The organism is Gordonia westfalica, from assembly GCF_900105725.1.
GTDB classification, from domain to species: domain Bacteria; phylum Actinomycetota; class Actinomycetes; order Mycobacteriales; family Mycobacteriaceae; genus Gordonia; species Gordonia westfalica.
Genome location: NZ_FNLM01000034.1, coordinates 3,161,339 through 3,175,270, shown reverse-complemented (window position 1 = coordinate 3,175,270; position 13,932 = coordinate 3,161,339). Strand labels below are relative to the sequence as shown.

Here is a 13,932-nt window from a genome sequence, read left to right as displayed (position 1 = left end):
ATGATCGGCTGTGGTGCGGTTGCCGGGTCGTTTCGACGCGGTTGCTCGCTGCGCTCGCTACCGGCTCAACGAGCGGGGGCGGCGTGGTGTCGGTTCAGTGGGGCGGTTCCGGGTCGTTTCGACGCGGTTGCTCGCTGCGCTCGCTACCGGCTCAACGAGCGGGGGGCGACGTGGTGTCGGTTCAGCGAGCGGGGTCGTGCTCAGTCCGACTCGGCGAGCCGCTTCTTCTCGAGCTCGACGTCGAAATCGGCTTTCGGCCAGTCGAGGTCGAGTCCGGCGAGCGCGGTGGTGAGCAACTCGCAGACGGCGAGTCGGGCAAACCATTTGCGGTTCGCCGGGATCACGAACCAGGGTGCCGAGTCCTTGTCGGTGAGGTCGAAGATGTCCTGGTAGGCCTCGAGGTAGGCGTCCCAGTGGGCGCGCTCGTCGATATCGCCCGGGTTGTACTTCCAGTACTTGTCCGGACGGTCGAGGCGTTCGGCGAGGCGGTTCCTCTGCTCGTCCTTCGACACCACCAGGCAGCACTTGATGATCGTGGTGCCGTTGGCGATCAGTTCGGACTCGAACTGGTTGATGAGGTCGTACCGCTTCTCCCACTCCGACTTCGGGACGAGGTTGTGCACCCGCACGGGCAGTACGTCCTCGTAGTGCGACCGGTCGAAGATGCCGATCCGGCCAGCGGGCGGCAGTGCCTTGTTGATGCGCCACAGGAAATCGTGCTGCAACTCTTCCGGCGTGGGTTTACCGAAACCCTTGATGGACAGACCCTGCGGGTCGAGCAGACCGCCGACATGTCGAACGATCCCGCCCTTGCCCGCGGTGTCCATGCCCTGCAGGACCAGCAGGACCGAGCGGTGATCACCGGCACGGCCGTTGGCGTACAACAGTTCCTGCAAGGCGGCCAGGTCCTGCCCACGGGTGGCGAGGAGCGCGGTGCCGGACTCCTTGTCGCCGTCGAATCCCGGCGTCGACTCGGGGTCGAAGGAGGCAATCGGGCCGACGGCTCCTGCGCGCAGGGCCTCGGCGGCGGGATGCAGCCAGCCGCTGCTCATGAAATGTCCTCTCGGGCTCGATCTCCGGTGTCCGGCTCGGTGGCGGGTGGGAACAGCGGACCTCCGCCGAACGGGCCGCGATGCGAATCGGGCGGCGTCCCATCGTTGTTCACGATGCCGTAGCGGCCGCCGAGTTCGGCGGTGACGAGCGTGTGGCCGTTGTGCGCGGCGAGATCGGGGTCCTGGGCCAGACGGGAGATGACCCGCCCCACGAACTCCGGGTCCTCCGCGCGCTGCAGCGAGAACCCGGCGAACTCGTCGATGCCGAGCGACAGCAGCAACTCGGTGCGGATCAGGCCGAGCCACAACGAGATCGCGGTGACCCCCGTGCCCTTCAGCTCGACCGCCATGTCGGCGGCCATCTTGTCCAGCGCGGTCTTGCTCATCCCGTAGAGCACCGAATGAAGGTGGCCGCGGGAACCGAAGGACGAGATGTTCGTGATCAGACCCTGTCCGGCCTCCGTCATCAGGCGCGCCGCATGCACCGACGACACGTAGTGGGCGCGCAGACCCACGCCGATCAGGGTGTCCCAGTCATCGACCGGACGCTTCCAGAACGGGTCCGAGAATCCGCCGAATCCCTTCGGCGCGGCCCACGCGTTGTTGACGAGGAGGTCGAGTTGTCCGCTGGTGGAAGCGATTCGGTCGAAGACCTCGGCGACCGCGGCGTCGTCGGTGTGATCGCAGGGCAGGGCGATGGCGCCGTCGGGGCCGGTGCCGTGACGGGAGGTGACGTAGGTGGTCCAGCCGTCGTCGACGAGTGCGCGGGCGATGCCGTGCCCGACACCCCGGCTACCGCCGGTCACCAGTGCGACTCGGCTCATGACCCGCCCGCCGCGTCGGACGGTGTCTCCCGCGCGGGTTCTGTCAGTGGCGGGGGAGCGGCGAGAAAGGCCTCGCGCGACCCGTCGACGGAGGCGACGCCCACGACCGCGCTCCACACCATCATCGTCAGATAGTCGACGACCTGATCGGCGTCGAGCGTACGGCTGGTCATCCACCAGTCGACGACGTGCTGGATGCCGCCGACGAGGGCGTGCGACCACAGCTCGGCGCCGGTGGTGTCGGCGCCCCGCTCGGTCATGCGCATCACGATGCTGCTCATGACCAGTTGCGCGACCAGGCGGACCGAATCGGCGGGGGCCGGCGACGACGTCGGCGAACTGGCCAGCGCGAAGCGGTACAGGTTGGGTTCGTCGTCGACCGCGTGGACGTAGACGCCGATGATCGTGTGGGTGAGGGTGTACTCGTCGACGTCGTCGGAGATCGCCTCCGTCAGTCGCGGCCAGATCGTGTTCTCGAAGAAGCGCACGGTGGTCGCGACGCCCAGGTCGCTCTTGTCGGTGAAATACCGGTAGAGGACGGTCTTGGACACCCCGATGTGAGCGGCGATCTCGTCCATTCCGACGTCGGCGCCGAGTTCGCGGACCGCGGCGATGACGCCGTCGGTCAGCTCGGTTCGGCGGGCGAGCTTGTGCTTCTCCCAGCGCTGCTTGCGGCCGTCGGGCTTGGCGCCGGTCTCGGTGACGGTGGTCAGCACCTGTTCGAGGCCGCGCGTCACGTTGGCCGCAGCCGCCATCGCCGCACGCGCGGCAGCTGCGGGATTGGGGCGGTTGGCCATCACGTCGTCAGCGTAGTCGGTTGATGGGTGACACTGGTGCCATGGCATCGACAGTCATCGAAGGAGCCGCCGGGCAGCCCGAGGGGACGCCCAAGGCGCCGTCCGCCCCCGGATTCGGCGGGGACGGCGCCGGAGACGCCGGGCGGCGGCGGGATCTCCGCAAGATGAAGGCGGTCGCGACGGGCTTCCTGGTCTTCGCGGCCGTCGTCTATCTCTTCACGCGCTACCTCGAGCACCGGGACGGGGCCGACGTCGCCGCGTGGGTCGGCTACGTGCAGGCCGCGTCCGAGGCCGGCATGGTGGGTGCGCTGGCGGATTGGTTCGCGGTGACGGCCCTCTTCCGCCATCCGCTCGGCATCCCGATTCCGCACACCGCGCTGATCCGCAAGAAGAAGGACGACATCGGCGACCAGCTCGGCGGCTTCATCGAAGAGAACTTCATGACGCCCGAGGTCGTGGTCTACCGGGCCGAGCAGATAGATCTGCCGCGCCGGTTGTCGACCTGGGTCGCCGATCCGCGGAATGCCCCGCGGATCTCCGGTGAGGCGGCGCGCGCCATCCAACTGGCTTCGGAGATGCTGCGCGACGAGGACGTCGAGCAGCTCATCCAGGCGGCGCTGAAGTGGGTGGCCGAACCGCAGTGGGCGCCTCCGACCGGCCGCATCCTGGAACAGCTCATCGCCGAGGACCGCCTCGAGCCGGTCTTCCAGATGCTCTGCGACCGCGCGCACGAGTGGGCGATCGGCAGTCAGGACCTCATCGACCGCGTGGTCGACCGCGACGGCCCGCAATGGACGCCGAAGTTCGTCAACACGCTCGTCGGCGACAAGATCCACCGGGAGCTCGTCGAGTTCACCTACAAGGTGCGCTCCGACCCCGACCACGAATTGCGTCGGGCCATGCACGAGTTCGTGGAGAAGTTCGCCGACGACCTGCAGACCGATCCCGAGATGATCGCCAAGTTCGAGGCCATCAAGATCGAACTGATCGGGCGCGACGAGGTCACCGGCGCCGCGTCGACTGCGTGGAAGACCGGCAAGGCCGTCATCGAGCAGATGCTCGACGACCCGAACAGCACGCTGCGCAACACCTTGTCGGACTCGATCATCCAGCTGGCCACCAGGATTCGTGACGATCGTCCGCTGCAGGAGAAGATGAACGGCTGGGTCGCGCGGGTCGCGCATCACATCGCCGCGAACTATTCGCAGGAGATCATCTCCGTCATCACCGAGACGGTGCGCGGCTGGGACGCCGACGACACGAGTCGCAAGATCGAACTCCAGGTGGGTCGCGACCTGCAGTTCATCCGGATCAACGGCACCGTGGTGGGTGCACTCGCCGGCCTGGTCATCCACACGACGTCGGTGCTGATCTTCCACTGAGCCGAACCCGGGTGCTCCGTCCGCGATCCGGTGTCCGTATTAGCTGTGTGCTTGCACGTGCTAGCACCGACGCAGATACTGGGGAAACGATGATCCACCCTTGGAACGGAGCGTGATGAAGCGCGAGAAGGACGAGGCTTCCGTCGACGCCGTCGTGGACGGCGAGGCCGAGTCCGGCGATCGACCGACCGAAGACGGCGACCACACGACGGCCATGGCGGTCGAGGCCGTGGAGGCGGTCGCGACGGCCGCCCAGGACGCGGTGGCCAACGCGGCGCAGGACATCGGCGCCTTCATCCGGTCCCAAAGGGTCGCGGCCAAGGTCTCGCTGCGGCAACTCGCCGAACGCGCCGGGGTCAGCAATCCGTACCTCAGCCAGATCGAGCGAGGACTCCGGAAACCGTCCGCGGACGTCCTCGCCCAGATCGCCAAGGGCCTCCGGGTGTCCGCGGAAGTGTTGTACGTGCGCGCGGGAATTCTCGAAGAACGCCCCGCGAGCCCTGTCCGTGATGCTCTGATCGCAGATGACTCGATCAACGAGCGTCAGAAACAGATGTTGCTGGAGATCTACGAATCCTTCCGGAAAGAGAATGCGATCTCCTCGACGGAGCATGAGTAGCCACCGGCTGCTGATGAGCCCAGAAACCTGGCCGAGTCCTGAAAACTGAGTTCCGAGAAAACTGAGGCAGGAGAAGCTGAATGAGTGAGAATCCGTTGACGACAGCCGTGGGACAGGTGGCGGCATTGCTGGCCGAGGTTCGTGAGCGTGGGGAGGCGGCGACCGAACAGGCCCAGTCGAAGCTTGCTGAGACTGTCGGTTCTACTCAGTCGAAGCTTGCTGAGACTGTCGGTTCTACTCAGTCGAAGCTTGCTGAGACTGTCGGTTCTACTCAGTCGAAGCTTGCTGAGACGGTCGAATCCACCCAGTCGAAGCTCGCGGGTTCCCGGGATGATGCGCAGGCGAGGATCGACGAGGCGCTCGCGACCGCGTTGGCGCTCTTCGAGGAGGCGAAGTCGAAGCTGTCGACTCTTCCGGTCGAATTGCCTTCGGAGATCGAGGAACTGCGGGCCCGGTTCTCGCCGGAGGAGTTGCGGAAGGTCGCCGAGGCGTACCTCGCCGTCGCGGCCGGTCTTCTCACGTCGCTGTCGGAGCGTCGCGACGAGGCCGTCGAGAAGCTGAAGGCGCAGCCGGTGGTCGAGGAGAATCTGCCGAAGCTGGAGAAGGTCTACAGCGACGCGGTCGGTCTCACGGAGGAGGCGCTGGGGACGATCTCCGAGCAGACGCGCGCCGCCGGTGAACGGGCTCTCCGTCTGGCCGGGTTGGCCGACGGCGGCGGCCCTGACGGGACGAGCCGCGACGGCAGCGCCGACGCGCCGCTGCGCGCAGTTTCGCTGACCGAGGCCCCGGCCAAGAAGGCTCCGGCGAAGAAGGCTCCGGCGAAGAAGGTCGCTGCCACCAAGGCCCCGGCCAAGAAAACAGTCGCCAAGAAAGCGCCGGCCAAGAAAGCTCCGGCGAAGAAGGCCGCTGCCACCAAGTCCCCGGCGAGGAAGGCTCCCGCCAAGAAGGCTGCTGCGGTGAAGGACGCCGCCGCGGCGAAGAAGACGCCGGCACGAAAGGCGGCGAAGAAGACGACCCCCGCCAAGACCGCGGCGACCAAGACGACCGCCGCGAAGAAGACGACTGCGGCGAAGAAAACCACCCCGGCGAAAACGGCGACTGCAGCAAAAAAGGCGACTGCGGCCAAGAAGGCGCCCGCGAAGAAAGCACCTGCCAAGAAGTAGGCTGCTGCGGCAATCGGGACGCACGGGACTAGAGTGTTCGACGTGGACTTCTTCGGCGTATTGGCCTATGGCCAGAGTCTGATCATGTTGGCCCTGACCGTGGCCGCGGGAATCGCGGCCGTCGTCGCGCTGATTCACGCGGCCATCCAGCGGCCCGACGCATTCCCGGCGGTCGACCGGCAGAGCAAGGTGATCTGGGTGTCGATCCTGGCCGGCGCGTCGCTGTTCATCTGGTTCTTCGGGGCGGTGAGCTTCCTGGGCATCATCGGTGTGGTCGCGATGCTCGTGTACCTGGTCGACGTGCGTAAGCGCGTGGACGACATCCAGGGCAAGTCCTGGTTCAGCAAAAGGGCCTGATGCATCGTGGCGGAATATCGGATCAATGAGCTCGCCGAGGCGTCGGGGGTCAGCGTTCGCAACATTCGGGTCTATCAGGACCGCGGACTGCTTCCGCCGCCCACCATTCGCGGCCGGGCGGGATGGTATTCCGATCAGCACCTGGTCCGCCTGAACCTCATCTCCCGCATGCTCGAACGCGGGTACACCTTCGCGACGATCAGTGAGCTGCTGCACGCCGCCCACCACGGCATGCGCGTCGAGCAGATCCTGCGGGGATCTCCGAAGGGCGGCAGGTTCCGCAACTTCAAACGCGCGGCGACGATCACCATCAACGAGCTGAAGAAGACCCTCAACGCCTCTGATCGGTCCATCGCGCTCAGCCAGAAACTCGGCCTGCTGGCCAAGGACGGCGCGCACTACGCCATCCAGAATCCCGAGCTGCTCGAGGGTGCGGAGATCCTGGTCAAGAGCGGTGTCGATCTGGAGTTCCTGCTCGACCGGTGGGTTCGTGTCCAGGGGGACCTCGAGGACGTCGCCGCGAGCTTCGTCTCGATCATCACCGACACCTACTTCGACGAGAACCTCCCCAACCTCGGTGAGCAGGGCGTCAGCAACATGGCCGACCTCATCCAGGCGGTCCGGCCGATGGCACACGAGATCGTCGAGACGACGTTCCGCAAGGCGCTCGACGAACAGATCTCCCGGGCCATCGGGGAGGCGGCGACCTACTTCGACGCCGCCACCACCGGGGACGACGAACCGGACACCACGGCGCCGGATTCGACCGGTGACCAGTCAGGTCCCGGCTATGAGACAACGGATATTGGTACATTGAATACCGAGACGGGGCGCTGAACGCGGCGTCCCCGCCCGGGGTCTCCATCGCGGACGGCCCCGTCGAGGTTGAGGAGTGCCGGTGGACACGAAGTCGTTGACGAGCGTCGGTGGGATCGCGACCGCGATCGGTGCAGGTGCGGTGGGAGTCGGTGTCGGCACCGTCCTCGCCGGAATCGCGCGTGACGCGCTCCGTGCCGAAAGGGCGGTCGACGACGGTCCGGACGACCTCCTCACCGCGCCCGACTCCAAGCCCCGGCGCCTGCCGGCCCGCAGTTCCGACGGCACCCTCCTCAACGTGGAGATCTACGGCTCCGCCGACGCGGCGGACGACGACGGCGACGTCATCGTGATGGTCCACGGATGGACCTGCAACACCGCGTACTGGTATCCGCAGATCAACCATCTCGCCTCGTCGGAGGGTGGCAGTCGACGCGTCGTCACCTACGACCAGCGCGGCCACGGACTCAGCGAACGTGGTCGTCGGCGTCCGACGATCGCAATGCTCGGCCAGGACCTCGACGCCGTGCTCGAAGCGGCGGTCCCGGCCGGTCGTCGCGCAATCCTGGTGGGGCACAGCATGGGTGGGATGACCATCATGTCCTGGGCGGAACAGTTCCCGGAGAAGGTCGGCACCCTGGTCTCCGGCGCGGTGCTCGTCTCGACCGCCGCCAAGGCCGTCATGGAGAACCACGCGCTCGTCCCGGTCGATCTGCCGGCGTATGCGCGCCCCTTCGCGCCCGTCGTGGCCAAGGCGATCACGTCTGTGCCCGTGCCGATCCCCAAAACCCCTATCGGAGTGCGGTTCTCGCACTACATCGCTCTGGGTCCCCATGCGCGCAAGGCGCATGTCGACTTCGTCGACGAGATGATCGGTGCCTGCCCGCCGCGCGCACGAGCCGGCTGGGGATCGGCGATGGGCAGACTCGACGTGACGGCCGGGCTGGCCGCGTTGTCGGTGCCCACCACCGTCGTCGTCGGCACCGAGGATCGGCTGACCCCGCGCAAGCACGCCGAGCAGATCGCAGAGGTGTTGCAGCGCAACGGCTCCCTGCGGGATCTCGTCGTGTGGGAAGGTGTCGGCCACATGTCGAGCATCGAGGCCGCGGAACGATTCAACGAGGTGCTCGACGAGCTGGTCGCCGAGGTCTCGCGAGTCGGGCAGCGGGTCAGCTGACCCCCTGCACCCGACCCGGCGTCACAGGGAACAGTTGACGAAGACCGGCTCGGGACGCAGGGTCACGCCGAAGGCGTCGAGAACGCCGTCGCGGACCTCACGCGCCAGGGTCAGCAGCTGTTCGGTGGTGGCCGATCCGCGATTGGTCAGTGCCAGAGTGTGTTTCGTCGACAGGCGGACCGGGGCATCGGCTGCGGGGTAGCCGCGGACGAAGCCGGCGCGCTCGATGAGCCAACCCGCCGACAGCTTGATCGCGGTGGGGGAGTCGGCGGCCGGATAGGACGGGATCGCGACGTCGTCGCCGACGCGTGCCGCGATGCGTTCGAGGACGGCGGGGGCATCGTCGCCGGCGACGATCGGGTTGGTGAAGAACGATCCGGCGCTCCATGTGTCGAAGTCGGCGGGGTCGAGGACCATGCCCTTGCCGCGACGCAGCCCGATCACCGCTTCGCGGGCGGTGCCGGCGTCGACGCGATCGCCGGGATCGACGCCCACCGTCGTCGCCAGCTCGCGATACCGGATCGGCTGGCTCGCGCGGTCGGCGTTGAGCCAGAACGACACCGCGACCACGACGAAGTCGTTGCGGTGTTTGAGGTTACTGGTGCGGTAGCCCAGTCCGAGTTCCGTCGGCGAGACCCACCGCAGGTTGCCGGAACGGCGGTCGAGGACCTGGACCGACCGCAGGATGTCGGCGACCTCGACGCCGTAGGCCCCGACGTTCTGCACCGGCGTCGCACCCGCTGCGCCTGGAATCCCCGACAGGCACTCCAGCCCGCCGAACCCCGCCTCGACGGTGGCGGCGACCAGGTCGTCCCAATTCACACCGGCATCCGCGACCACGTGCGCGCGGCCCGACTCGCGGCCCGATCCGAACTCGATCCGGCTGCTCGCCAGCACCACGGCGGTGCCGTCGAAGCCGGCGTCGCCGATCACCAGGTTGGAGCCGCCGCCGATGACGAGCGCCGGTTCGGACCGCTCGTCGAGCTCCAGGATGGTCTCGACGATGCTGCGCGTGTCGGGGCAACGCACGATCTCGCGGGCGGGTCCGCCAAGACGCAGGGTGGTCAGCTCGGCGAGGGGTGCGCTCAGCGGCGTCTGCGTGTCGGTCACGCGTTAAACGTTAACCGGCGAACGGTAGCGTTCTCTCCATGGCGAGCAAGCTGCAGCACCTGGACTCCTACCCGTTCTCCACCGAACGGCTCTGGGCGATCTTCACCACAGAGCAGTACTGGCACGATCTGGTGGAGCGGATGAACGCCGGTCACGGCCACGTGGAGAAGGTGACCATCGCGGGTGACACCGTGACGGTCGAGATGAACCAGGGCATTCCCGCGGAGAAGCTCCCGTCGGCGGTCACCAAGATCATGCCCGGCGACCTCCGGATTCCGCGGAAGAACACATATCGGCTGGTCGGAGACCGGATCGTGGCCGAGATGCACGCAACGGTCGAGGGCGCGCCGGTGCCGGTGAACGTGTACGGGACCATCACCACGTCGGGCGATCCGGCGACCAGCGACTGCGAGGCCGAGGTGTCGGTGAACCTGCCGATGTTCGGCGGGAAGATCGAGAAGGCCGTGGTCAGCGAGCTGGTCGGCCTGCTGGAGCACGAGCGTGGCCACACCGTCGATTGGGATTCTGAAAATCGGCTGACGTAGCCTGGTCGTCATGGCACGACGGCTCAGCTACTCCGCTCGCTACACGCATCCCGCGGAGAAGCTCTACCAAGCGCAGAGCATCAAGCAGTACTGGGACGACATGATGGCGGGATTCCAGATGATCTCGCCGCACTGCGAGGTCGCTTCCTTCACCTCCGACGAGACCGGGATCAAGGTCGTCCTCAAGCAGACCATCGGTCGCGACCAGCTGCCTCCGCTCGCGCAGACCGTGATGATGAAAGACATGGTCATCACGCGTGAGGAGACCCTCGGTCCGTTCGATGCGGACAACACCAAGGGCACCTACAACGCGTCGATCCCCGCAGGTCCGGGCAGCCTCAACGGCTGGCAGGAGCTGTTCCCGACCGACGGCGGCTGCACGATCCGCCGGACCAGCGAGGCGAAGGTCTTCGTCCCGTTCGTGAACGGCAAGCTCGAGCAGATGATCCTCATCAACCTGGTCGATCTGTTCCGTGCCGAGGCCGAGTACGCCAAGGACTGGATCGACAAGAACTTGTGAGTCGTCCGGCCGCTCCGATCGGCCGGGTGACGCGCGGGACCACCAACATCAACCGGCTGCGCCGGGTGGATCGGTGGATGGCGCATGAACCGGCCGTGGTCGCGGCGCTCGACGTCGCGCACCCGCTGGTCGTCGACCTCGGTTACGGCGCGCGCCCCGACACCACCGTCGAGATGGCCGGCCGGCTCCGACGCGTCGCCCCGGCCCTGGAGATGGTGGGACTCGAGATCGACCCGGCCCGGGTCGTCGAACCGCGCGACGGGGTCCGGTTCGCGGTCGGTGGTTTCGAGATGGCGGGCCTGTGTCCCCGCGTGGTGCGCGCCTTCAACGTCCTGCGGCAGTACGACGAGGCCGAGGTCGAGGCCGCATGGTCGAGGCTGCGTGCGGCGCTGTCGCCGGGCGGGGTGATCGTCGAGGGCACCTGTGACGAGATCGGCCGGCGGTGCACGTGGGTCCTGCTCGACGACGCGGGCCCGGTGAGTCTGACGCTCTGCTGGGCGCCCGAACACTCCGAACGTCCGTCCGACCTCGCCGAACGACTGCCCAAGGCGCTCATCCACCGCAACGTGCCGGGCGAGAAGATCCACGATCTGCTGACGCTCGCGGACCAGTGCTGGGACATCGCCGCCCCGCTGGCCCCGTACGGACCGCGGGTGCGCTGGCGTCACGCGCAAGACCTGCTGCGTGAGCGTGGCGTCGACTGTGTCGTCACGCGCCGGCGGATGTCGGACAACGTGCTGACCGTCCCGTGGGATGTGGTCGCGCCCTGGTGACTTCTCGGCGCGGCAGGTGACGGGCACTACTGTGGCGGCTATGCGTGTGGCAATGGCTCAGATCAGCTCGACCGACGATCCGAGTGAGAATCTGGCGACCCTACGTGCGGCGACGCAGGACGCGGCATCGCGCGGGGCGCGGTTGGTGGTGTTCCCCGAGGCGACGATGTGCCGGTTCGGTGTGCCGCTGAAGCCGGTGGCGGAGGATCTCGACGGACCGTGGGCCCGTGGGGTGTCGGAGGTCGCGGCGTCGGCCGGGGTGACGGTGGTGGCCGGGATGTTCACCCCGTCGAATGACGGTCGCGTGTTCAACACGGTCCTCGTCGCGCATCCGGACGGAGCGCGCCAGGCGTACGACAAACTGCATCTCTACGACGCCTTCGGGTTCCGCGAGTCCAAGACCGTCGCCGCCGGCGAGGAGCCGCTGACCTTCGACGTCGACGGGGTCACCGTGGGAGTCGCGACCTGCTACGACATCAGGTTCCCCGCCCTGTTCACGAACCTCGCACGACGCGGCGCACAGGTCATCGTGGTGCCCACGTCCTGGGGTGCGGGCCCGGGCAAGATCCATCAGTGGGAGGTGCTCGCCACGGCTCGTGCGCTGGATTCCACGACGTTCGTCGTCGCGGTCGGCCAGGCGCTTCCACCGGACGAGGCGGTCGCCGAATCCGGGGCTCCGACCGGGATCGGACACAGCCAAATCACAGACCCCTTCGGTACGGTGGTCGCCGCATACCCCGAGACGGTCCAGGTTGATGTTCATGACCTCGACCTGGAACGGGTCGAGAAGGCTCGTACACAACTGGCGGTCCTCGCCAACGAGCGAACGCTGCCGGTCGGCGGTGCGGTGCACAGCCAGGTGGCACCCGCCGGCGAGCGGCTCCGAGAGTCCGACGACCGAGGACGGAACCCATGAGCGACAACAAGACTCCCGGTGACGACCCCCGAGCCCAGGGCGAGTCGCACGATTCCTCTGCGTCTTCCGGTGACGAGTGGCGGCCGGTGCCCGGCAGCGATTCGGCACCAGCGGACCCGGCCCCACCGATCCTGCCGCCGACCCCGCCGGGGTGAACGCCGGCACGGGCGCCACCGACACCGGCGAGACCGAACAGTTCGCGACGACTCCGATCGCCCCCGGGACACAGGCGTATTCGAACGTGCCGGGTACCGCTCAGTTCCCGCCGGGCGAGACACCCTACGGCGACGACTCGAGTGCACCGCTCGAGGCTCAGGGGAGCGGTCCGGTGCTCACGTCGCCGCGCAAGAATCGCAGCACCAAGAAGATCGTGGCCCTCAGCGCGGTCGCCGTGCTGCTCCTCGTGGTCATCGGCGCGGTCGGCAGCGAACTCTATCTGCGCAACAAGGTGACGGGCTGCCTCGAGGATTCGTTCAGCGGCCTCACGGGCGTGCCCACCTCGGTGTCGCTGAGCCGCAAGCCGATCATCCTGCAGGGCACCGGAGACATCCCGTACGTGCAGGTCGACACGAAGGACAGTTCGGGCGCGGACGGAGTGCGTCTGCACATGCGGGCCGACGGCATCTCCGGCGACAGCAGCAGCACCGACATCCGCACCCTCAACGGTGACGGCTTCATCCCGTACGAGCGGATCGTCGAACTCAGCAAGGAGAGCGCGCCGGGTGCCGACGGTCAGAGCACCGGCAACGGTGCGGGCCCGGCCGGTGCGGTCGAGTCGATCACCGGCAACGCCGCCGACGGCACCTTCGAGGTGCAGGCCGGCTTCCCGGTGATGTTCTTCTCGGTCCCGGTGTCGGCGACGATCAAGCCCGTCCTGAAGGACGGCCGGGTCGAGTTCGAGGTCGTCAAGGCCAGCGCACTGGTCTTCGGCATCCCGCCGGACTTCGCGCAGCAGATCGTCGACCAGATCACGACGTCGGCGCTAGGGCCGTTCTTCGACGAGGTCCAGGTCGATCAGCTGAAGGTCACCGACACCGGACTCGAGTTCGCGATCAGCGGCTCGGATGTCCAGCTGACCAACGAGATGACCGGCAACCAGGAATCGGGCTGCTCGGTCTGATCGGCGGGCGGTTCGCCTCTCATCGTTCTCCCGGCGGGGCGACGCGGTGGATCCACACCGTGGGCCCGTCGGTGAGCGTGAATTCGCCGCGGACGAGCGCATCCCACTTGCGGACGTAGAACTCCGACATCGTGGCGTCGGCGGTGCCGGCGACCACGGGAAGATCCTCCCGACGACCCCGGTCCACGACCTCGTCGACCAGGGCGGTCAGTGTGCCGCCGCGTCGATGATCCGGATGCACGAGGGCGAAGAGGATCTCGATCGCGCGGTCGTCGACCGCGGCGTCCTTCTGTGTGCGGCGCAGTTCGGTGAACCGGTCGGTGAATCCGTCGAGCGCACGGACGTATTGGCGGATGCGGGCCTTCAGATCGTCGTCGACGTTACCGGCCGGACGTTCCGGATCGGATGTCGCGATGAGCGCGATGAGGGTGTCCGCATCGTCGAAAACACCCCGAATCCCATGGCGATGTTCGGCGAAGAGAACTTCGCCGTACCACCGATAGGCCTGCGCCGATGCGTCGTCCCCGAGTAGCCAGCTGTACATCGGAGTCTCGCGCAGACCGTTCTCGAGCAGGTCGAGTGCGCTTTCCCGATCGGATTCCGTCAGGGGGCGTGATCCGTTCTTCGATGCCTGAATGCCGTGCGTCACCGCTACATATCAGCACACCGCGAAACCGGGGAGGCGTCCTTCCGCCGCGTTCGGGCAGTGCGGGAGAAGACGATCTGTAGACTTCACAACCGCCTGGCGACCATTTTCCGGT

Annotated in this window: 15 protein-coding genes and 1 pseudogene; 11 read left to right on the top strand and 5 right to left on the bottom strand. The window is 67.2% G+C overall.

What is annotated here, in order from left to right; genetic code table 11:
• Positions 1–200: 200 nt before the first annotated feature.
• From BLU62_RS20000 to BLU62_RS19990, 3 genes are read right to left on the bottom strand one after another with little or no spacing between them, the layout of a single operon-like run.
• Positions 201–1,052 (bottom strand): polyphosphate kinase 2 family protein, encoded by an 852-nt coding sequence (locus BLU62_RS20000; RefSeq protein ID WP_074851685.1) that lies wholly within the window; start codon positions 1,050–1,052, stop codon positions 201–203.
• Positions 1,049–1,876 (bottom strand): SDR family NAD(P)-dependent oxidoreductase, encoded by an 828-nt coding sequence (locus tag BLU62_RS19995; RefSeq protein WP_074851684.1) that lies wholly within the window; start codon positions 1,874–1,876, stop codon positions 1,049–1,051. The genes BLU62_RS20000 and BLU62_RS19995 overlap by 4 nt, the downstream gene beginning before the upstream one ends.
• On the bottom strand, positions 1,873–2,673 hold the full coding sequence (locus BLU62_RS19990; RefSeq protein ID WP_208863698.1) for a TetR/AcrR family transcriptional regulator: 801 nt from the start codon (positions 2,671–2,673) through the stop codon (positions 1,873–1,875). The genes BLU62_RS19995 and BLU62_RS19990 overlap by 4 nt, the downstream gene beginning before the upstream one ends.
• Positions 2,674–2,714: 41 nt before the next feature.
• Here BLU62_RS19990 and BLU62_RS19985 point away from each other — a divergent pair, with 41 nt between their 5' ends.
• The 6 genes from BLU62_RS19985 (at position 2,715) to BLU62_RS19960 (ending at position 8,187) form a co-directional block, all read left to right on the top strand.
• On the top strand, positions 2,715–4,055 hold the full coding sequence (locus BLU62_RS19985) for a DUF445 domain-containing protein (protein WP_074851680.1): 1,341 nt from the start codon (positions 2,715–2,717) through the stop codon (positions 4,053–4,055).
• Between the two features lie 115 nt (positions 4,056–4,170).
• Positions 4,171–4,674 carry a helix-turn-helix domain-containing protein gene (locus BLU62_RS19980; protein ID WP_074851678.1) on the top strand — a complete coding sequence of 168 codons (504 nt, stop codon included), beginning with the start codon at positions 4,171–4,173 and terminating at the stop codon, positions 4,672–4,674.
• Between the two features lie 80 nt (positions 4,675–4,754).
• Positions 4,755–5,837 (top strand): heparin-binding hemagglutinin, encoded by a 1,083-nt coding sequence (locus BLU62_RS33240; protein ID WP_074851676.1) that lies wholly within the window; start codon positions 4,755–4,757, stop codon positions 5,835–5,837.
• Between the two features lie 33 nt (positions 5,838–5,870).
• Entirely contained in the window at positions 5,871–6,194 is a 324-nt protein-coding gene (locus BLU62_RS19970; protein ID WP_074851674.1) for a DUF2516 family protein, read from the top strand.
• A gap of 6 nt (positions 6,195–6,200) precedes the next feature.
• Positions 6,201–7,031 (top strand): MerR family transcriptional regulator, encoded by an 831-nt coding sequence (locus tag BLU62_RS19965; RefSeq protein WP_074851672.1) that lies wholly within the window; start codon positions 6,201–6,203, stop codon positions 7,029–7,031.
• Positions 7,032–7,092: 61 nt separating this feature from the next.
• Complete coding sequence (locus BLU62_RS19960) at positions 7,093–8,187, top strand: alpha/beta fold hydrolase (protein WP_074851670.1); 1,095 nt, start codon at positions 7,093–7,095, stop codon at positions 8,185–8,187.
• 21 nt (positions 8,188–8,208) lie between these two features.
• Here BLU62_RS19960 and BLU62_RS19955 read toward each other — a convergent pair whose 3' ends face one another.
• Positions 8,209–9,297: a UDP-N-acetylmuramate dehydrogenase gene (locus tag BLU62_RS19955; protein WP_074851668.1), complete on the bottom strand. Its 1,089-nt coding sequence runs from the start codon at positions 9,295–9,297 to the stop codon at positions 8,209–8,211.
• A 38-nt stretch (positions 9,298–9,335) separates the two neighbouring features.
• On the opposite strand from BLU62_RS19955, the gene BLU62_RS19950 reads away from it, so the two are divergent.
• The 5 genes and pseudogenes from BLU62_RS19950 to BLU62_RS19930 all read left to right on the top strand — a co-directional run bounded on the left by BLU62_RS19950 (position 9,336) and on the right by BLU62_RS19930 (position 13,171).
• The gene (locus tag BLU62_RS19950) at positions 9,336–9,842 is read left to right on the top strand and encodes a DUF2505 domain-containing protein (RefSeq protein WP_074851666.1); all 507 of its coding nucleotides are present in this window, start codon (positions 9,336–9,338) and stop codon (positions 9,840–9,842) included.
• A 10-nt stretch (positions 9,843–9,852) separates the two neighbouring features.
• On the top strand, positions 9,853–10,362 hold the full coding sequence (locus BLU62_RS19945; protein WP_074851664.1) for a DUF2505 domain-containing protein: 510 nt from the start codon (positions 9,853–9,855) through the stop codon (positions 10,360–10,362).
• 26 nt (positions 10,363–10,388) lie between these two features.
• Positions 10,389–11,135 (top strand): SAM-dependent methyltransferase, encoded by a 747-nt coding sequence (locus BLU62_RS19940; RefSeq protein ID WP_074853033.1) that lies wholly within the window; start codon positions 10,389–10,391, stop codon positions 11,133–11,135.
• A gap of 40 nt (positions 11,136–11,175) precedes the next feature.
• Positions 11,176–12,051, top strand: a complete 876-nt coding sequence (locus BLU62_RS19935; protein WP_074851662.1) for a carbon-nitrogen hydrolase family protein — start codon at positions 11,176–11,178, stop codon at positions 12,049–12,051.
• A pseudogene (locus BLU62_RS19930) lies at positions 12,048–13,171 on the top strand (hypothetical protein). The gene BLU62_RS19935 and the pseudogene BLU62_RS19930 overlap by 4 nt, the downstream one beginning before the upstream one ends.
• Before the next feature lie 19 nt (positions 13,172–13,190).
• On the opposite strand, the gene BLU62_RS19925 reads toward BLU62_RS19930, so the two are convergent.
• Positions 13,191–13,820, bottom strand: coding sequence for a hypothetical protein (locus tag BLU62_RS19925; protein WP_074851660.1), 630 nt, complete (start codon positions 13,818–13,820; stop codon positions 13,191–13,193).
• Positions 13,821–13,932 lie beyond the last annotated feature (112 nt).